Genomic DNA, 20,377 nt, shown 5'->3' with positions numbered 1-20,377 from the left:
CCTGGCGCACGTTATCCCCGCATAAAAGCAGTTTACAACCCATAGGGCCGTCATCCTGCACGCTACTTGGCTGGTTCAGGCTCTCGCCCATTGACCAATATTCCTCACTGCTGCCTCCCGTAGGAGTTTGGACCGTGTCTCAGTTCCAATGTGGGGGACCTTCCTCTCAGAACCCCTACCGATCGTCGCCTTGGTGGGCCGTTACCCCGCCAACTAGCTAATCGGACGCATCCCCATCCCTGTCCGCAAAACCTTTCGTCACACTCTGATGCCGTCATGTGACCTCATACGGTATTAATCCGCCTTTCGACGGGCTATCCCGTGGACAGGGGAAGGTTGGATACGCGTTACTCACCCGTGCGCCGGTCGCCATCAAATTTAGCAAGCTAAATTCATGCTGCCCCGCGACTTGCATGTGTTAAGCCTGTAGCTAGCGTTCATCCTGAGCCAGGATCAAACTCTACATTGTAAATAATATCTTTAGATCACCAACCGTATACAAATATAATGCGACGGAAGGGAGACCATTGTCTGACTGTTTTCAGGACGCCATTATAATATCAAGTCTAAAGAAACCTTTATCAATCATAAAATTGACGGTTCGTTTACCCAATTGATTTCTCAATTGCTTCTTGTACTACTACTTCTCTGTTATGTAAATCTTTCAAAGAACTCTTTTTCTGTCGCTCAAGAGAAGCGTTGTTCTCAAAAGCGAGTGCAAAGGTACGGACTTTTTCAATACGCTCCAAACATTTCAAAAGAAAAATGCATTTCTTTAACGTTTATTTGCAAATGACAAGTGTAAAATAGACTATTATTCGTATTACACCTTATTATATATTTTGCTATATTTCCTTTACACTACAATCATTCGACCGCTCATGGTTATTAACCTTCTCGGCAATGAAGGTAATAACTACTTTAATTTTGCCCTTACATACATTCCTGGTCTAAAACCACTATTTGGCGTGGTCACTTTGGCATAAACCTTTATTGAATAGTCCTTTGCATCCACCGACTGCTCAATAGAGACAATTTTGGCAGAGAAAGTCTGTTTCCCCATTCCGTTCACCCTAAACTCCACACCACGACCAACGGTCATCATGTTTAGCTCCCTCTCATACACCGTAAGCACGATGAGAGGTTGCGACTTGTTGATGACATCGCATAAAGGTTCTCCTGCATCGAGATACTTGCCAAGATTGACATTCATATTTGTGACATATCCGGAAATGGGCGCAGTAACGGGAAGATAAGGTTTAATGCCGCCCGACCTTACAGAGGCGGGGCTGACACCGAGAGTTTTAAGTCGTGAAGCGGCAGCAGACAGCCGGCTATGCATCGAGAGGTAGTCAGCCTTACTCTGCTGTACTTTTTTCATCGATGTCGCATCATTTTCGCCAAGCAAGGCCTGCCGTTTATATTCCTTTTCCAGAAATTCCGTCTGGGCAGACGCCTCAAGATAAGTCTGCTGCAGATCAATAAACTCAGGATTGTCGATAGTGGCAATCACCTGTCCCCTTGCCACAGCTTGTCCAGGCATCACCCTAAGGCTATGCACCTTGCCTCCCATGGTGAGCGACACTGTAGCATCCTGTTGTGGCGACACCATCATCAATCCATTGAAAGTCGGACTATTAGCCACATTTGTGGCACTTGTCACACCGTCAACAGAAGCCGAGTCTACATTTTCCTTCACCTCGGCGGAGTCAGCCTTTTCAACATTTTCGGTTGCAGGCTGTGCATCGCCAGAAGCCTTATTTTCGCTACATGCTGCCAACAGGACAACCGCAGCCATAGTCATGATATATCTTTTCATCTTTTCTTAACTCCTATTTTTCTTAATACTACTGGCATTGAATTAACTATTCTGTAAAAAGCGGGAATGACGATAAGCGTCAAAACCGTAGAGACCACAAGGCCTCCGATAACCACCGTGGCAAGCGGACGCTGCACCTCGGCACCCGCCGACTGAGCCACTGCCATGGGCACGAAGCCAAGCGACGCCACTAAGCCTGTGAGGAAAACCGGACGCAGCAGATGGGCGCAACCACTGAAGATAATCCTGTCGGTACACATCTTATATTTCCCTATGCTCTGCATATCGTTGAAATGATTAATCATAAGGATTCCGTTGAGCACAGCCACACCAAAAAGAGCTATGAAACCCACTCCTGCCGATATGCTGAAAGGCAATCCACGAAGCCACAATGCAGCTATTCCACCAATCAGCGACAGAGGCACTGTGGAGAACACCACAAGGGAATAGGTGATACTCCGGAAATTGAAAAACAACAGCAGCAGTATAAGCATCAAGGCTATAGGAATGACAACAAGCAGGGTGTGTATGGCATTCTGCAGGTTTTCAAACTGTCCACCATATTCAAAATAGTATCCAGGTTTAAGTTTCACGTTCTTGTCGAGAGTATCACTAATTTTTGCCACAACCTGCTGAATATCAGCATCACGCACATTCACACCTATCACTACCCTTCGTTTTGTCTCGTCGCGGTTTATCTGCAAAGGGCCGTTGACAAGACTAATGGAAGCCACCTCGCTCACCGGCACCTGCGAACCGTTGCTTGTCCTGACATAAAGTCGGTTGAGGTCGAGGTCACTCACCTTCTCATCGTCGAGTCTTACCACAAGTTCAAACCTTCTCTCATTTTCAAACACCACACCTGCAGTCTCACCGGCATAAGCTGTGCGAATGATGTCGTTAAGTTCCTTTATGTCAATGCCATAGCGTGCTATTTTCGTACGGTCATAGTCAACGACGAGTTGCGGCAGTCCCATAGCCTGTTCCACTATGACATCAGCAGCTCCCGGCACCTTCTCCACGTATCTTGCAGCTTCCTTTGCCTTCTTGTAAAGTTCGTCCATATCCTCGCCATAAAGCTTTATGGCAATATCAGCCTTTGCACCGGTCATCAACTCATTGAATCTCAACTGTATAGGTTGGCTGAAATTAAACTCCGCCCCTTCCACGCTTTCCAATGCCGCCTTCATCTTCTCAACCATTTCCGCACGGCTCGAAGCAGAAGTCCACTCCTTAAAAGGCTTCATTACAATCATCACGTCGGCATCCTCCACCGACATCGGATCAGTGGGCACCTCGGCAGTACCTATCTTAGCCACCACATGTTTTATCTCCGGAAATTTCTCCTTCAGCACCTTTTCGGCAGCAAGCGAAATCTCCACGCTCTTGCTCAGCGAACTGCCCGCAGGAAGAGTCATCTGCATGGCAAAATCACCTTCGTCGAGAGTTGGTATAAACTCGGCTCCAAGTCGTGTGAACAACAGGAGGGATGCGGCAAGCAGTGCAAACGCCGCTCCCAATGTCCGCCACAGATGCGACATGCAAGAATGCAACGCCTTGTCATACATTTTCGTGAGCTTGGCAAAGAACCTGTCGGCAAAAGTGGGTTTCAGCGATATTTCCCGTTTAAGGAACGCAGAAGCCATCATCGGCACATAAGTGAGCGAGAGAATCAGTGCGCCCACGATGCAGAACACAAGAGTCTGTGCCATCGGGGTGAAATATTTGCCCTCAATGCCAGTGAGAGTAAGTATTGGGAAAAACACTATCAGTATTATCAGCACGGCAAATGTAGAGCTTTTGACCACCTTGGCAGCTCCCTTTTCCACCTCGTCGCACATTTCCTCGGCGGTCAGTTTTCGTCCTGCCAGCCTCTTTGAATAAAGATGGGCAAGAATGCCCTCAAGTATTACTATCGATCCGTCAACAACTATACCAAAGTCGATGGCGCCAAGACTCATCAGGTTTGCCGACACTCCGAACACCCTCATAAGTATGAAACCGAAGAGCATTGCCAAGGGGATTACCGATGCCACAATGACTCCTGCCCTTACGTTTCCGAGAAAGACCACCAACACGATGAACACTATTATCGCTCCCTCGACGAGGTTGTATATAACGGTAGAGATGTTGCGATTGACCAATTCCGAACGGTTAAGATAAGGCTCGATGGTTATTCCCTCCGGAAGAATCTTCTGCACCCTCGCCACACGCTCCTCAAGGGTTTTCGTCACCACGTTGGCATTGGCACCCTTAAGCATCATGGCAATACCTCCCACACACTCGCCTTTACCGTCGATAGTCATTGCCCCGAAGCGTTTTGGAGCACCAAAGTCAACCTTTCCTATGTCGCTGATATGCACAGGCATTCCGCCACGGTTTGCCACCACAATTTTCTCGATGTCCTTCTTCTTGCTTATCATACCCTCCGACCGGATGTAATAAGCCCTACCCTTCTTCTCAATATAGCTGCCGCCTGTGTTCTGGTTGTTGTTGGACAGCGCTTCAAACACATCGCCAATGGTTATCTGTAGTGCCGAAAGGGCATCGGGGTCTATTGCCACCTCATATTGCTTAAGATAGCCTCCGAAACTGTTTATTTCCACAATGCCCGGAATACCTGAGAGCTGACGTTTCACAATCCAATCCTGAATAGTACGCAGTTCCATGGCATCATACTCGTCGCGGTGTTTTTCGTCAACCTTAAGCACATACTGGTAAATCTCTCCAAGACCGGTGGTGATAGGCATCATTTCCGGGGTGCCCAGTTCAGAAGGAATCTCTCCTGCCACAACCTGAATCTGCTCATTGACGAGTTGCCTTGCCTCAAGCGTGGGCACACCTTCCTTGAACACAATGGTGACGAGCGAGAGCCCGAATCTCGACACCGACCGAATCTCAGTTACGTTCATGATGTTGCTCATCGATATTTCCACAGGCATGGTGATGAGTTGTTCCACCTCCTGCGGGGCAAGTGTAGGCGACACGGTGACAATCTGAACCTGATTGTTTGTGATGTCTGGCACAGCATCCACAGGCAGTGTAAGCATCGCCCATATACCGCCAAGGAGCAGAAAGAAAGTCGTCAGAGCGACAAATAGTTTCTTACGAATTGAAAACCTGACTATTGCCTTAAACATATTACTCATTATTTTGACCTTGCAAAGGTAATAAAAATAATAAAACGAATAAGATTTTGACTATAAATTTTCTTGTTTTGTCGATATTTTAACAAATATAACGACATCACTGCCCACTATACACCATTGAGTGACATTTTTGCAAAAACAGTTCAGTATAAAGAGTCCCTTAACTTCCCTTGCTTCTGAAAGCTGAGCTAAAAAAAAATATGGGTTGTCGTACTGCCATCTATTGGATTCTTTTCAGTCCAAAATCCGGGAAAGAGATTTTTTGAACCCACCTTAAGTAATTTTTTGTGTTTTTATTTTGTCATTTCTACTATTTCCATTACCTTTGCATTCTAAAATGTGAAAGATGAAAACAAAGGATTTCTTCGGCAAGTTGACAAGCCGATATGTTTGGGGCAACCTGCTCGCCATGTCTCTAGTTGTGGTGATGCTATGCCTTGGAGTAAAGTATGGATTGGAAATATATACCCACCACGGCGAAGGCATTCCTGTGCCCAACATCAAGGGCATGAAATTTTCAGAAGCCAACTATCTGCTCGTGCAGAATGGCCTGAGGATTGAGGTGTCGGACTCGGGCTACAACCGCCGGCTACCAGCCGATTGCATCCTGGCGCAAAGTCCCGGTCTGGGCACAAACGTGAAGTCGGGACATATTATATATGTAACGGTTAACTCGCCGTCGTCGCCAACATTCGCTATCCCGGACATTATCGACAATAGCAGCGTGCGTGAGGCTACTGCTAAACTAACGGCAATGGGATTTAAGCTACTGGCACCTAAATATGTCGATGGTGAGAAAGACTGGGTATATGGCGTTATATGCCGAGGGCGACGGCTCTCCACTGGCGACCGTATTCCAATAGAATATCCACTGGCTCTCATTATAGGTGATGGGAAATATGCCGACGGATTTGCAGAAATTGACATAAGCGAACCGGAATACGAAGGCGAGGAGTATGGCAGCGACGTTGACGAGTTTGAGGACGTGACGGCTCCACCGGCAGAAGGCGATGGCAAGGAAGAGAATATAACAATAGAATAATATACAAAGAAAAGGCAAAAGGAAACGAGGAATGGCAATGACTTCAGAATACAACGCCGAAGTGTCACAGATTGACACACCACTCAACGACGACGAGCTCGATGAGGGACAACAGCTCTACGAGCATTTCAGGTTTGAGGTAGATCGCGGTCAGGTGCCGGTGAGAATCGACAAGTTTATGTTCGAGAAATTACAGCACTCAAGCCGAAACCGCATACAGAAAGCTGCCGAGGCTGGATTCGTGCATGTCAACGACCGACCCGTGAAAAGCAACTACAAGGTACGTCCAGGCGACATAGTCACCCTGATGCTCGACCGTCCGCACTATGACACCACTATAGAGCCTGAGGAAATGCCATTAGACATAGTATATGAGGACGACGACCTGATGGTGGTCAACAAGCCGGCGGGTCTGGTGGTTCATCCTGGATGTGGTAATTTTCATGGTACACTTGTCAACGCCATAGCCTGGCATATGCGGAACATACCGACATATGACCCTAACGACCCACAAGTAGGCCTTGTGCATAGAATAGACAAAGACACAAGCGGCCTTCTTGTGATAGCAAAGACGCCAGAAGCCAAGACTTCGTTAGGTGTCCAGTTTTTCAATAAGACGACACACAGAAGTTACAATGCCCTTGTATGGGGCAATTTTGTAGAAGACAGCGGCACGATAGAAGGCAACATCGGCCGCGACCCTAAAGACAGGCTTCGCATGGCTGTATTTCCCCAGGGTTCAGATATAGGCAAGCCGGCAGTAACCCATTACAAGGTATTGGAGCGCTTCGGATATGTAACGTTGGTTGAATGCATACTGGAAACAGGCCGCACCCATCAGATACGTGCCCACATGAAACATATAGGGCATCCACTGTTCAGCGACGAACGCTATGGCGGCACCGAGATACTCCGCGGTGAACGCACAGGGAGCTACCGGCAGTTTGTCCTCAATGGCTTCAAGACATGCCCTCGACAAGCCCTGCACGCCAAGACACTTGGTTTTGTGCACCCAAGGACAAAAAAGCAGATGGACTTCACGTCAGACATACCGGAAGACCTGGGAAATCTTCTGGAGAAATGGCGTCGATACACGCCTTCGCAGAAGGTATAAAAGTATAAAAGAAAAAACTTTATATAGACACAACAAGTATTACAACAATGGAACAAGAGAAAAAGAAAATAGCCATCGTCTGCGGTGGCGACTCTTCGGAGCACGATGTTTCACTCCGATCAGCACAAGGTCTGTACTCATTCTTCGACAAAGATCGTTACGATGTATATATAGTTGCAATAAAAGGACTTGACTGGAACGTAGACTTAGGCGACGGAACCACTTCAAGAATAGACCTTAACGACTTCTCGTTCATGAATAATGGTCAAAAGACATTCTTCGACTACGCATACATCACCATACACGGGACTCCTGGTGAGAACGGCATTCTCCAAGGCTATTTCGAACTTATTGGTATTCCATATTCCACCAGCGGCGTGCTTGTAGAGGCCATGACATTCGACAAGTTTGTACTCAACCAGTATCTGCGCGGCTATGGTGTTACAGTGGCCGACAGTCTGCTCATACGCAAAGGCTACGAAGAAGTGGTTAGCGACGACGAAGTTGAAGAACGCATAGGAATGCCGTGTTTTGTAAAACCGGCAGCAGACGGAAGCAGCTTTGGTGTTTCAAAAGTAAAGAACAAAGACCAACTTGCTCCTGCCATACGCAAGGCTATGCTTGAAAGCAGCGACGTAATGGTGGAATCGTTCATCGAGGGAACAGAAATATCCATAGGTTGCTACAAGACTCGCGAAAAAACGGTGGTCTTCCCCGCAACGGAAGTGGTGACAAGCAACGAATTCTTCGACTACGACGCAAAATATAATGGTCAAGTAAAGGAGATTACTCCTGCACGTATAAACGACGACACGGCAAGACGCGTTGCAGAACTGACAAGCCACATCTACGACATTCTTCACTGTAACGGAATTATCCGCATCGACTACATTATTAGCAAGGGTAAAGGAAAAGACGGACAAGAAGTAGACAAGATAAACCTGCTCGAAATCAACACCACTCCTGGAATGACCCTCACCAGTTTCATTCCACAGCAGGTAAAGGCTGCAGGATTGAAGATGAGCGACGTGTTGACTGACATTGTGGAGAATCAGTTTTGATGAGTAGAAGGTTGAGGGTGGAAGGTAGAGGGTAGAGAATACTTAAAAAAAACAGATATTATGAATAAAGAATTTGACGATATTCGTGCCTACGGTCCAGAAGACTTGCCTGAGGCATACGAACGACTGACGGCAGACCCACAGTTCAAGGCTGTTGTTGAGAAAGTATTTCCACATGTGCCTTTCGAGGCATTGTCGGCAAAGTTAAAGCAATGCAAGACAAACCTTGATTTTCAGGTTACCTTCTGCTACCCCTTCCTCAAGGACCTTCTTTCCAAAGCCAGTACAGGCTGCGATATTGACATCACAAATATCGACATCAATCGTCGCTACACTTTCGTCAGCAACCATCGCGACATCGTGCTCGACTCTGCTCTGCTCGATGTTATGCTTATCGACAGTGGTTTCAAGACCACTTGCGAAATAGCCATAGGCGACAATCTCCTTGCAGCCCCATGGATAAAAGACCTCGTAAGAGTCAACAAGTCATTCATAGTGCTACGTAGTGCAGGCATCAGGGAAATGCTGACCAATAGCAAGCGAATGTCGGAATACATGCACTTGGTGATAAACGAAAAGAATGACAATATATGGATTGCACAACGTGAAGGACGAGCCAAAGACAGCGACGACCGAACTCAGGAGGCCATATTGAAGATGATGGCAATGGGAGGCGAAGGTTCTGCAACGGAAAGACTAAGGCAACTTCACATAGTTCCACTGTCCATCAGCTATGAATATGACCCATGCGACTATCTAAAGGCTGCAGAGTTCCAACTTAAGCGTGACATTGAAGGATGGAAGAAAAGCAAGCAAGACGACGTCCTAAGCATGCAAACCGGCATCATGGGCTTCAAGGGAGCTATTCACTATCATTGTGCACCGGCCATCGACGACTATCTTGAACAAATACCTGCCGATACACCCAAAGGCGACATCTTCAAGGTCGTAGCGTCACACATTGACAAATGTATACACTCTAACTATCGTCTCTACCCAAACAACCTCGCAGCCCTCGACATTCTTGAAGGTACGTCACATGGTGGCTATTCAGAATCAGAAAAAGCCACTTTTGAACAATACATTGCAAAACAACTTTCAAAAACTGTGGACATGCTGAACAAATTAGGCATTACCCCCGACAAGCCCTTCCTTCGCGAACGTATGCTTACAATGTACGCAAATCCGGCACGCAACAAGAAGAACATTGAAAATCCATAATTAATAATTCCGTAATGCGCCACCTTATTATATATATAGTAGCAATAATGGCATTCTTTTGTTCCTGTGAACAAGATTCCTACGACAAAGGCGAGGGTACATACTCAAATATGACAGCCGACTTTGTGGAAGCACATGTCAACAGCGAGAAAAAGATTGACTATGCTATAACCGACAATGGAGACTCACTCGTCATTTCAACACCCATTGAAGTGTCGTGGACAAAAACAGCCGACAGCACCTATCGGGCCATACTATACTATAACAAGATGGCAAACAATACTGCCAAAATCATGGGACTCTCGCAGATGAACCAACTGCGCGTCACCTCGCGAGATTCCATAAAGGTCATGAAGACAGACCCCATCGGCTTGGAATCGTCATGGGCGAGCAATAGCAAACGCTACATCAACTTTGCCTTTACGCTGAAGGTGGGCACTGTAAACGAGAACTCAGCACTACACAGAATTACTCTTGTAGCTGACTCCATCACGCTCCATAAATCATTGAACACACTTCACATGACACTATTCCATGACAAGGGAGACATACCAGAGTATTACACCGAGAAATATTATTTCTCGCTTCCTGTCAGCATTTTCAATACTGTTGGTGCAGACAGCGTAAATATCCGCATCAACACATCTTCTGATGGTTTCAAAACCATAGGATACAATTTACGTGAGTAGTATCCGAAAAACCATGAATACAATTATTATTATCTCAATAATCAATTAATAAATATTAATATCATGTACAACAATTTCCAAAAACATTTGTCAGACGAACTGACCTCAATAAAAGAGGCAGGACTTTACAAAAACGAGCGACTCATCTGTTCTCCTCAGGGTGCAGAAATCACAGTCGGCGGAGAAACAGTGTTAAACTTTTGCGCAAACAACTATCTTGGTTTAGCCAACCATCCAGCTTTGATTGAAGCAGCAAAGAAAGCTATGGATGAAAGAGGCTACGGTATGTCGTCAGTGCGTTTTATCTGCGGAACCCAAGACCGCCACAAAGAACTTGAAAAAGCCATTGCCGACTTTTTCGGTACAGAGGACACCATCCTTTATGCAGCATGCTTCGATGCAAACGGCGGAGTGTTCGAGCCTCTTCTTGGCCCAGAAGACGCCATCATTTCTGATGCACTCAACCATGCCTCCATTATCGACGGTGTCAGACTATGTAAGGCACAACGCTTCAGATACGCCAATGCTGACATGGCCGACCTTGAAGAACAGTTGAAAGCCGCACAGAAATGCCGTTTCCGCATCATAGTCACCGACGGGGTCTTCTCTATGGACGGCAACGTATGTCCTCTCGACAAAATTTACGAACTTGCCAACAAATATGATGCAATGGTAATGGTAGACGAGTCACACTCAGCCGGTGTCGTAGGAAAAACTGGACGTGGTGTGACAGAACTCCACAATCTGCGCGGCAAGATTGAGATACTTACCGGTACTCTCGGCAAGGCTTTTGGCGGTGCCGTAGGCGGATTCACTACAGGTAAGAAAGAAATCATCGATATGCTTCGCCAGCGCTCACGTCCATACTTGTTCTCCAACTCCCTGCCTCCTATGGTAGTAGCAGCAGGCATCAAGATGTTCCAGATGATGAACGAGACCAACGAGCTTCAGGACAAGCTCCATGCCAACACCGACTATTTCCGCGACAAGATGCTTGCCGCAGGGTTTGACATCAAGCCCACCCAGTCGGCCATCTGCGCCGTTATGCTCTACGATGCAAAACTGTCGCAGGTAATGGCTGCCCGCCTACAGGAAGAAGGCATCTACGTAACTGGATTCTTCTACCCCGTGGTGCCAAAAGACCAGGCTCGCATCAGAGTGCAAATATCAGCGGCACACGAGCGCGAACACCTCGACAAGTGTATTACCGCATTCACTAAGATAGGAAAAGAACTAGGAGTAATAAAGTAAAAAACAGTAAGAATACACATGAAAGCATTAGTAAAGAAAGAGCCGAAGAAAGGCATCTGGATGGAAGAAGTGCCCATACCGGAAGTAGGCGTAAACGATGTTCTTATCAAGATAAAGAAGACAGCCATCTGCGGTACTGACCTCCATATCTACAAATGGGACGAATGGAGCCAGAAAACAGTAAAGACTCCTATGACCATAGGCCATGAATACGTAGGCATTGTGGCAGAGGTAGGGCCTGGCGTAAAGAACATAAAAGTAGGCGACCGTGTTACGGGCGAAGGCCATTTAGCTTGCGGCCACTGCCGTAACTGTCGCCGTGGCAAGCTCCACATCTGCGAAAACAGCATCAGTGTTGGCGTAAACCGCGATGGTGCATTCGCCGAATATCTCAGCATCCCAGAGTCTAACGTAGTGAAGCTCGACAATAGGATTTCAGACGACCTTGCAGCCATCATGGACCCATTTGGCAATGCTACCCACACAGCACTCGCCTTCCCTTTATTAGGCGAAGATGTCCTAATCACGGGAGCAGGCCTCATCGGCACCATGGCCACAGCCATAGCACGCTTTGCGGGAGCGAAGAACGTCATAGTCACAGACCTGAACGACTTCCGTCTTGACATCGCACGGAAAATGGGTGCCACATTAACCGTCAACGCCTCCAAGGGAGAGACAATAGAAGGTGCCATGAAAAAACTCGGCATCTCAGGTTTCGACGTTGGCTTAGAAATGTCGGGATCGCCAGTGGCTTTCCGCGACATGGTTGCCCACATGTACAACGGCTCACACATTGCACAGCTCGGCATACTGCCGCCAACAACTACAGTGGATTGGAGTGAGATAATCTTTAAGGCACTTACCATAAAGGGAATCTACGGACGCCAGATGTGGGAAACATGGTACAAGATGGAGCAGATGCTCATCTCTGGACTTGACCTCACACCGGTCATCACCCACCACTTTCCTATCGACGAATTCCAAAAAGGATTCGACATCATGGAGTCTGGAATGTGTGGAAAAGTTATTCTCAACTGGGAGGAGTAGGCAAAGGAAATGGACAAACTTCAATTCGGCAACGATTACACTTACGGAGCACATCCACTTGTGCTCCAACATCTCGTCGACACCAGCAGGGAGCCAATGGCTCCCTATGGTGCCGACAAGTGCAGCGACCATGCCAAGGCACTCATACGCGAGGCATGCGGAGCCCCTGATGCCGACGTGTTCTTTCTCACTGGCGGAACACAGGCCAATGCTGTGGTTATAGATTCCATACTCTGTCAGCATGAAGGTGTGATATCTGTTGAGTCTAGCCACATCAATGTACATGAAGCAGGAGCTATAGAATTTACAGAACACAAGGTAATAGCTCTTCATGGCATCCAAGGAAAGCTATGCGCCTCAGACCTACAGCACTATCTCGCCGAGTTTTTCAGCGACTGCCGAAATGGCCATTGCGTTTATCCCGGATTGGTTTACATCACCCAGCCCACCGAGTTTGGCACACTGTATTCCGCCCAGGAACTTACAGACATCTACGGAGTATGCCAAGAATACAAGATAAAACTCTACATAGACGGTGCTCGCCTTGGCTATGGCCTCACAGCTCCAGGCAACGACATCTCCCTACCCTTCCTTGCTAACCATTGCGACGCTTTCTACATAGGCGGCACGAAATGCGGTGCTATTTGTGGCGAAGCTGTTGTCTTCCCCAAGGGCAATGCCAACCGCTACTTCTTCAGCATCCAGAAACAGCATGGTGCAGTAGTGGCAAAGGGGCATCTCAACGGGTCCCAGTTTGAAGCGCTGTTTACCGACAACCTTTACTTCGACATCTGTCTCCACGGCAACGATATGGCGATGAGGATGAAGGAGATGTTTCGTAGAAAAGGCTATCAGTTCCATCTCGACTCAACCACCAACCAGCAGTTTGTGGTTATGTCAAACGAAGAAGCCCACCGTTTGTCCCAGCATGTTGAGTTCACCCTCTTCGAGCCACTTGACGAAAGCCACACAATTTGTCGTTTTGTAACAAGTTGGGCCACTACCCAGGAACAACTTGATGCACTCGACAAAATCATCTAAGCTAATAAGTATAACACATTGTCAAATGCGTTGGCAACTCCTGATTATGGAATATCTACATATTAAGGCTTTGTCAATCCGTTGTGTCTGCTTTCTAGCAACTGGTTCAGATTCTTGTTTCTCTCTACTTTCATAGGACTTTTACATTAGATAAATCCCCGCCTGCCTCATGGAGAGGCAAGCGGGGATGAACAGTAATTTAACTATTAAAACCAATTTTACTTTTTCTTGAATGCCCACCATGTGGCTTCACCCCATCCGCCTGTGCCGGGAGCTGCGTAGATGAGCTGTAGCTGGTCGTCGGTAGCCTTCATGATTTCGAATTCTGTAGGCTTGTTTCCACCACCATTAATCTGGAATGGGAAGAGGATTGAACCTGGGTCTGTTACGAGAGTTCCGTATGCCCATGTTGACTGTGAACCATCAATAGAAGCCTGGGTGCGCTTACCCATCTGCCAGTTCTTAATCTCGAACTTACCACTGCGGATTTCGCTTCCAGCACCGTCGTAAGACTTAACAGTACCGGTTTTCCAGTCGAATGTCATGTAAGCGTCTACGCTTTCCTCGCCTGTAGCAACGCCAGTGTCAGAGTGCTGGAGCTGACCAGTGAGTTCCTCTGGAGTAGCACCCCACCAGATACCGCTTGTCCAGTCTTCACCAGGAGCATATCCAAGGTTACCCCAAACAGGACCGCCACGGAGTTCTGTATCCCATGTCCATGCCTTTGTACCGAAGTCGGTGAGAGCACACTCTGCGTCAGAAGAACTCTTGAATGCCCACCATGTGGCCTCGCCCCAACCGGCTGTGCCAGGAGCTGCATATATAAGCTGGAGATGGCTTGCATCAAGTTTGACAATTTCGAATGATGTTGGTTTCTCACCACCACCATTTATCTTGAATGGGAAGAGAATTGCACCTTCTGTAGTCTTCAGAGTACCATAAGACCAGTTTGCAACAGAACCATCAATTGAAGGTACGTTCTTCTCGCCTGTGTAACCCTCTACAGAGTATTTACCGCTACGAATCTGGTTGCCAGCAGCGTCGTAGGTCTTTATGTTACCATCGTCGTAGAACTCCATATATGCACCAGCTGCCTCCTCACCTGTAGCAACGCCAGTGTCAGAGTGGTTCAACTGTGTCAGAAGACCTGCAGGGTCAGAACCCCACCAGATACCGCTAGTCCAGTCTTCGCCGGGAGCATAACCGAGGTTACCCCATACAGCACCATCTGCACGTAACTCAGTATCCCACTCCCAAACCTTATATCCGTAAGCGTCAGAAGCGAGGATACGCATTTCGGGTGTTAACTCCGATGGTACAAATACATTACAGGTCTTTTCTGCAATAACCTTTGAACCGTCGAAGTTCATTGTTTCTACATAGAATGTCTGTTCGTTTGGATTGCCACGCTTCGGTACAATCTTAAACTTGCCGTTGGCAACACCAGATACGAGAACGTTCTCCACACCCTCGGCATCCTTCTGATAGATGCGAACAACTCGTGAAGGAGATGTTGTAAAGGTAAAGTAGTTACCGTCCGTCTTCTCCTGTGTGTAGGTTTCGTCATACTGTTTGAATGAGAAACCGTCAGAAAGCTGCTGCTCCGACAAACTGCTGCCTGGCATGCTGATGTCGTCTTTTGAGGGATCGCAGGCTGTTAGCAAGCCCACGGCAGCCATCATGAATATAATTGATTTTTTCATTGTTTTTCCAATTTTTAAATGGTTATACATCTGTTATTACCAGCCACCGTATTCAGAGTCAGCAGCTGTCCAGCCCTCGTTCTGTACAACAGTACCAAGAGCCACCTGAGTGTCAGGCATCTTTTGGAATCCGGCAGTTGCATTGTAACGTATGCTGTAGCCTCCGTTGTGGCTGGCAGCCTCGTTCTTTGCTGGCGAGCCACAGTAGTAGATGTCCTGACCTTCCTGCTTGTCAAGTGCAACAGTGGCAATGTGCCAACGGCGGATGTCGTTCCAGCGGATACCCTCGCAAGCAAACTCCCAACGACGCTCATCCTGAAGAGCCTTAAGCGAGTAGGCTGCGATTGGGTTAAGTCCGGCACGGGCACGTACCAAGTTGATACCAGTCACGTCTTCCTTCAACTCTGACTGCATCAGCAGTACATCAGCGAAACGGATAAGTACGAGGTCGTGGATGTTGTCGAGCTGGAAGTTGTTACCATAACCACCCTGCTGACCGCCTGTCATACCATACATACATGTCTCGAAGCAGAATGCATATTCAGGTGCTGGATTGCCATCAGAGCCAGGGATTGTACCATCGTTCTTACATGCGATAGGCGACCACTTCTTAGCATAATAGTCGGTCTCCTGCACGAAGTCTGCCCAACCGCCACGTGTGTAGTTTGGCATTTCCTGCTTGTCGTTGACGTCGCAGACTGTAGCCTTCAGACGAATGTCGTTAGGCTCGGCAACCTGCCAATCCTTCACGAGGTTTGGAGCAACAGGACCTGCGCCCCATCCCTGACCGAACGGGAATGTATTTTTTATGTCCTGACCGCCACGAACACCGAAGTGAAGGGCATAGCCGTTAGAGTATCCGATAGTGGTGTTCCAAGAAGCCTGCTTGTTAAACTTGATGGCGAACATTGCCTCAGGGTTGATAGCATTGTCGTTTTCCACCCAAGCGAGTCCCTGACCAGAAACGTAAGGATAGTCGTTGATGGTCTTCTTGTTGGTGTAAGCCCAAATATTACGGAAGTCATCTACGAGAGAGTAACCGGAATTGTTAACACAGTCGTCGATATATCCGATAACATCCTGCTTTGTCAGAGTAGTTCCGTCAGGAAGCTCTACTGATGTAAGAGGATTGTAGGTTGTGCTAACCATGTCTGCCACAGTAGTACCATTGCAATACATACCAGTGTAGAACAACCATGCACGTCCGAGCATAGCCTCTGCGGTGTATTTGTCAACATGACCAACGCGAGATGAGTTGAGGCTGTTCTCAGCAGGCATTGAAGACGCTGCATCACGGAGATCCTGAAGAATCTGTCCCCAGAGCACCTTAACGTCACCCTGCTTGTTGTCAGCCTCTTCAGCATTTCTTACCAAAGGTACGTTGCCGTACATTGAGGCAAGTTCATAGTAATAGTAGGCGCGGAGGAACTTAGCCTCACCGATAGCCTGGTTCTTGACGTCCTCAGACATACTCTCTGAGCCTTCGAGCACTTCGAGAAGAGTGTTGGCACGTGAGATACCCTTGAAACGGTCGGCATAGAACTGGTTGGTCATGTCGGCGTTATAGTTCATGAGCAAGTCCTCAGCCTGCATCAGTTTGTCGTTGGTACCGCCACCACCAAGTTGGTCGTCAGAGGCCAGGCAGGCATTGTAGAGGAACGACATCTGAGGATTGGCATGTATTTCGTTCAGGTTCTGATATACACCTGCAAGTACAGCCTCTGCGTCGGCATCAGTCTTAGGGAACTGGCTGGATGACATTTCACCAATGTTCTCCACATTGTCGATGTCGCAAGATGCAAGTCCCATTGTGCAAAGGGCTGTTGCTATATAAAATATCTTTTTCATTGTACGTTCAATTTTTAATAATTAGAATTTAACGTTTACACCTACCATGTATGTGCGTGGCTGTGGATAGTTACCTACGTCAACACCAGTTACCCAAGACTCAGAGGCGATAGACTTACCGTTTTCTGGATCCATACCCTTGTAGCCTGTGATGGTGAAGAGGTTCTGTGCTGCCACGTAAAGACGAAGCTGCTGGAATGGGCAATTCTTCCAAATGGTCTTGAAGTCATAGCCCAAGGTGAGGTTCTGCAGACGGAAGTAGTCGGCATTCTCGATATAAATGTCAGAGATAGACTGCCAGTTTACACCTGAGTTCATCTTGGCAAGCTGAGGATATCTGTTACTTGTGCCCTCACCGTTCCAGTAAGAATAAACTTCAGACGTGAAGTTCTCATATTCACCGTCGGTGAACTTACGATAAGAACGGGCTACCTGCTGACCGAGTGCTGCATAACCAGTCACGTTAATGTCGAAGCCTTTGTAGCTTGCACCGAGGGTGATACCCATTGTCACGTCTGGTGTAGGATTGCCGAGGTCGGTCTTGTCGTCGTCATTAACAACACCATCACCATTTACGTCAACAAACTTCAGGTCGCCCACCTTAAGGCTTGAACCCTGATGAGAGTTTGCGGGATCGCCGTCCTTCAGAGTAGCTGTGTAAGCAGCGAGATCCTCTGCGTTCTGGATAACGCCGTCGGTCTTGTAGCCCCAGAAGTAACCGATTGGGTGTCCTTCCTCGAAGCGTGCCATGTAGCCAGTGCCCTGTGCGAGCAGGTCGCTACCACCGTTGTTGTATTTCTGTGGAGAGTTAACCTCTGTCACCTCGTTCTTGTTGTATGCGATGTTATAACCGATGTTGTACTTGAAGTCCTTGCCAATCTGGTCCTGCCAGTTGAGGGCAACCTCGACACCAGTGTTTTCAACAGTACCGGCATTCTTCAGCTGAGTAGAGAAACCTGTTGTAGGTGATACAGGTACAGCCACGAGCAGGTCCTTGGTCTTCTTCTTATACCAGTCGGCGTTGAAGCTCAGTTTGCCAGAGAAGAAACGTGCGTCAATACCGATGTTCAGCTGCTCTGATGTCTCCCAAGTAAGGTCGGCATTGGCAAGACGAGAGAGAGACGCACCACGTACAGGAGTGTCCTTGGTATTACCGAATGAGTAATTGCTGTATGCATCGTAAGCGAATGCTGCCTCATACTGGAATGCTGAGATGTTCTTGTTACCATTCTGACCCCAACCGGCGCGCAGTTTCAAGAAGTCGAGAGTTCCTGCAAGAGGCTCCATGAACTTCTCGTTGCTGATAACCCAACCAGCAGAGAATGAGGGGAAGTAACCCCAACGCTTGCCAGGAGCGAACATTGAAGAACCGTCGGCACGGATGATAGCAGAGAACATATACTTCTCGGCGAAGTCATAGTTCAGACGTCCGAAGTATGACATACCGCGTGAGTCGGTGCTTGGCAGACCAGATACAGTGGCTGATGTGTTGTTCTTCATCAGTGTCATGTAAGCGTGGTCGAAGTCGGAAATGATAGCGCTTGTAGCAGTTGCGCTAATCTCGAAACCGAAGTCAGGACGGCTCTCGCCATACTCGGTACCAACGAGCACGTCGAAGTGGTTATCCTTGGCAATGTCGAACTTATAGTTCAGGGTATTTGTTGTTCCCCAGCTCCATCCAGTACCAATCTGGTTTGTGGCTGACTCGTTGGTGCGCTGGTCACCCTGGTCGTTGAGGTGATATGTTCCGAGGAAGTTACGCCATGACCATGTGTTTTGCTTGTAGCTCACCTGTCCACGGTAGATAAGACCCTTGATAGGCTGGATTTCAACATAGCCCACAACATCGAGGTTGTGATTTACGCTCTTGTTGTTTGCACTCTGGTTCTTTACCAAAGATGCGAGTGGGTTGGTAGCGTAAGAGGTATAGTTGAAGAAACCGGAGTTCTTCAGGTCGTCATACCCGAAGAATTCGCCATCATTATTATAAATAGGTATCAGCGGGTTGGCACGGAGCATGGTAGAGAGCTGGTTGGCATACTGGTTGCCATCGTCAAGACCCTGCTTCTGGCGGTGACCATAGTAGAGGTTCTCACCCACCTTGATTACGTCCATACCCTTGGAGTTGCGATAGATGACATGCTCAGAGTTCAGACGCAGTGTGAAGCGGCGGAAGTCAGACTTTGCATAGTCGCCACCGAATACACCATCCTGATACTGATAGCCAAGACCCATTGAGAACTTAGAGAGGTCGGAACCACCAGTGATGTTCAGAGAGTGGCTTGTTGTAACGGCGTTCTTATTGCGCAGAGCCTCAACCCAGTTGGTACCGGGGTTTGCGCCGCTCTGATAGTCGGCGAGAAGCTGCTCATTGCCCTGGAAAAATTGACTCCAGTTGTAAGGAGTCTCACCAGAGTTGTATTTGGCGAGGTCCATCACCTTCATATATTCGCCAGCGGTAAGCATCTGCGGCAGGCGATAGATGTTTGACCATCCCAGATATCCGTCGTAAGAAACCTGTACCTTACCTTCTTTGCCCTGCTTTGTGGTAACGAGGATAACACCGTTGGCGGCAGCCGAACCATAGATGGCACAAGAGGCAGCATCCTTCAGCACGTCGATACGCTCGATGTCGGCAGGGTTGATATTGTTGATGTCACCACCCGACACACCGTCAATAACGTAAAGAGGTGCTGTGTTGCCGTTGGTACCAGCACCACGGATGGTAACCTTAAATCCGTCACCTGGCTGACCAGATGAGGCCTGAATATTTACACCAGGAGTCTGGCTCTGCAATGCACCGAGAGCCTGGGTTGTGTTAAGTTTCTGAATGTTCTCGCCCTTCACTTCCACTGTGGCACCAGTGACGAGCTTCTTCTTCTGAACACCATAACCTACGACTACCACTTCGTCAAGTTCCTGACTGTTGCTTACGAGTTTCACATTCACAACGCCGCTCTGTGGCACTACTACTTCCTGAGTCTTGTAACCGATGTAAGTTATTACAAGGGTCTGGCCTGGTTTGGCATTGATTGAGAAGTTACCATCGAAGTCGGTAAGCGTTCCGTTACTTGCGCCGGCACCTTTTATCATAACAGTGGCTCCTATTACCGGACCCATGTCGTCACTTACGGCACCCTGCACTTTCTTTGTCTGCTGAATGGCTGCTAACGGAGAGTTGGCGGCATCGGCATAGACATGTGTCGGAACAGCTCCGAGCACTGAGCATACGCCCATCAGCATCACTGATTTTTTGAAATTCAAATCCATACTTGAAGTACTTTTTCTTTGAGGTTTTTTTAATTTGGTTAGCCGGGGTTGACCGGCAAACATGAGGAAAATCTCACTTTAGGTTCTTATTATTATAAATAAGGTGTGACTTTTGTCACTGA

The 20,377-nt window shown here is 47.8% G+C and carries 12 protein-coding genes, 1 rRNA gene and 1 pseudogene; 8 read left to right on the top strand and 6 right to left on the bottom strand.

The genetic code is table 11. The features are described from left to right. The 3 genes and pseudogenes from CIK98_RS18495 to CIK98_RS04965 form a co-directional block, all read right to left on the bottom strand. Positions 1 to 469 (bottom strand): 16S ribosomal RNA (locus CIK98_RS18495); the annotation flags it as partial. Positions 470 to 916: 447 nt separating this feature from the next. Continuing rightward, positions 917 to 1,819 (bottom strand): efflux RND transporter periplasmic adaptor subunit, encoded by a 903-nt coding sequence (locus CIK98_RS04970; protein WP_094383172.1) that lies wholly within the window; start codon positions 1,817 to 1,819, stop codon positions 917 to 919. 38 nt (positions 1,820 to 1,857) lie between these two features. Then, a pseudogene (locus CIK98_RS04965) lies at positions 1,858 to 4,959 on the bottom strand (efflux RND transporter permease subunit); the annotation flags it as partial. A 355-nt stretch (positions 4,960 to 5,314) separates the two neighbouring features. Here CIK98_RS04965 and CIK98_RS04960 point away from each other — a divergent pair. The 8 genes from CIK98_RS04960 to CIK98_RS04925 all read left to right on the top strand — a co-directional run bounded on the left by CIK98_RS04960 (position 5,315) and on the right by CIK98_RS04925 (position 13,434). Next, positions 5,315 to 6,010, top strand: a complete 696-nt coding sequence (locus CIK98_RS04960; protein ID WP_094383171.1) for a PASTA domain-containing protein — start codon at positions 5,315 to 5,317, stop codon at positions 6,008 to 6,010. 31 nt (positions 6,011 to 6,041) lie between these two features. Continuing rightward, positions 6,042 to 7,124, top strand: coding sequence for an RluA family pseudouridine synthase (locus CIK98_RS04955; RefSeq protein ID WP_371683241.1), 1,083 nt, complete (start codon positions 6,042 to 6,044; stop codon positions 7,122 to 7,124). Between the two features lie 47 nt (positions 7,125 to 7,171). Then, positions 7,172 to 8,185, top strand: a complete 1,014-nt coding sequence (locus CIK98_RS04950) for a D-alanine--D-alanine ligase (protein WP_094383170.1) — start codon at positions 7,172 to 7,174, stop codon at positions 8,183 to 8,185. Positions 8,186 to 8,245: 60 nt separating this feature from the next. Continuing rightward, positions 8,246 to 9,406, top strand: coding sequence for a 1-acyl-sn-glycerol-3-phosphate acyltransferase (locus CIK98_RS04945; protein ID WP_094383169.1), 1,161 nt, complete (start codon positions 8,246 to 8,248; stop codon positions 9,404 to 9,406). Between the two features lie 47 nt (positions 9,407 to 9,453). Further along, complete coding sequence (locus CIK98_RS04940) at positions 9,454 to 10,095, top strand: NigD-like C-terminal domain-containing protein (RefSeq protein WP_172409819.1); 642 nt, start codon at positions 9,454 to 9,456, stop codon at positions 10,093 to 10,095. 63 nt (positions 10,096 to 10,158) lie between these two features. Next, positions 10,159 to 11,346 carry a glycine C-acetyltransferase gene (gene kbl, locus CIK98_RS04935; RefSeq protein WP_094383167.1) on the top strand — a complete coding sequence of 396 codons (1,188 nt, stop codon included), beginning with the start codon at positions 10,159 to 10,161 and terminating at the stop codon, positions 11,344 to 11,346. Between the two features lie 18 nt (positions 11,347 to 11,364). Further along, positions 11,365 to 12,393: an L-threonine 3-dehydrogenase gene (gene tdh, locus CIK98_RS04930; protein WP_094383166.1), complete on the top strand. Its 1,029-nt coding sequence runs from the start codon at positions 11,365 to 11,367 to the stop codon at positions 12,391 to 12,393. Between the two features lie 9 nt (positions 12,394 to 12,402). Then, entirely contained in the window at positions 12,403 to 13,434 is a 1,032-nt protein-coding gene (locus CIK98_RS04925; protein WP_094383165.1) for a low specificity L-threonine aldolase, read from the top strand. Positions 13,435 to 13,652: 218 nt separating this feature from the next. Here CIK98_RS04925 and CIK98_RS04920 read toward each other — a convergent pair whose 3' ends face one another. Genes CIK98_RS04920 through CIK98_RS04910 form a run of 3 tightly spaced genes read right to left on the bottom strand, consistent with a single transcriptional unit; the run spans position 13,653 to position 20,255 of the window. Further along, positions 13,653 to 15,137: a hypothetical protein gene (locus CIK98_RS04920; protein ID WP_094383164.1), complete on the bottom strand. Its 1,485-nt coding sequence runs from the start codon at positions 15,135 to 15,137 to the stop codon at positions 13,653 to 13,655. Positions 15,138 to 15,173: 36 nt separating this feature from the next. Further along, positions 15,174 to 16,985 carry a RagB/SusD family nutrient uptake outer membrane protein gene (locus CIK98_RS04915; protein ID WP_094383163.1) on the bottom strand — a complete coding sequence of 604 codons (1,812 nt, stop codon included), beginning with the start codon at positions 16,983 to 16,985 and terminating at the stop codon, positions 15,174 to 15,176. 21 nt (positions 16,986 to 17,006) lie between these two features. Next, positions 17,007 to 20,255, bottom strand: a complete 3,249-nt coding sequence (locus CIK98_RS04910) for a TonB-dependent receptor (RefSeq protein ID WP_094383162.1) — start codon at positions 20,253 to 20,255, stop codon at positions 17,007 to 17,009. Positions 20,256 to 20,377 lie beyond the last annotated feature (122 nt).

The organism is Prevotella sp. P2-180 (assembly GCF_002251435.1).
GTDB lineage: Bacteria > Bacteroidota > Bacteroidia > Bacteroidales > Bacteroidaceae > Prevotella.
The sequence above is the reverse complement of the archived record's forward strand: the minus strand, read 5'-3'. Positions and strand labels throughout refer to the sequence as shown.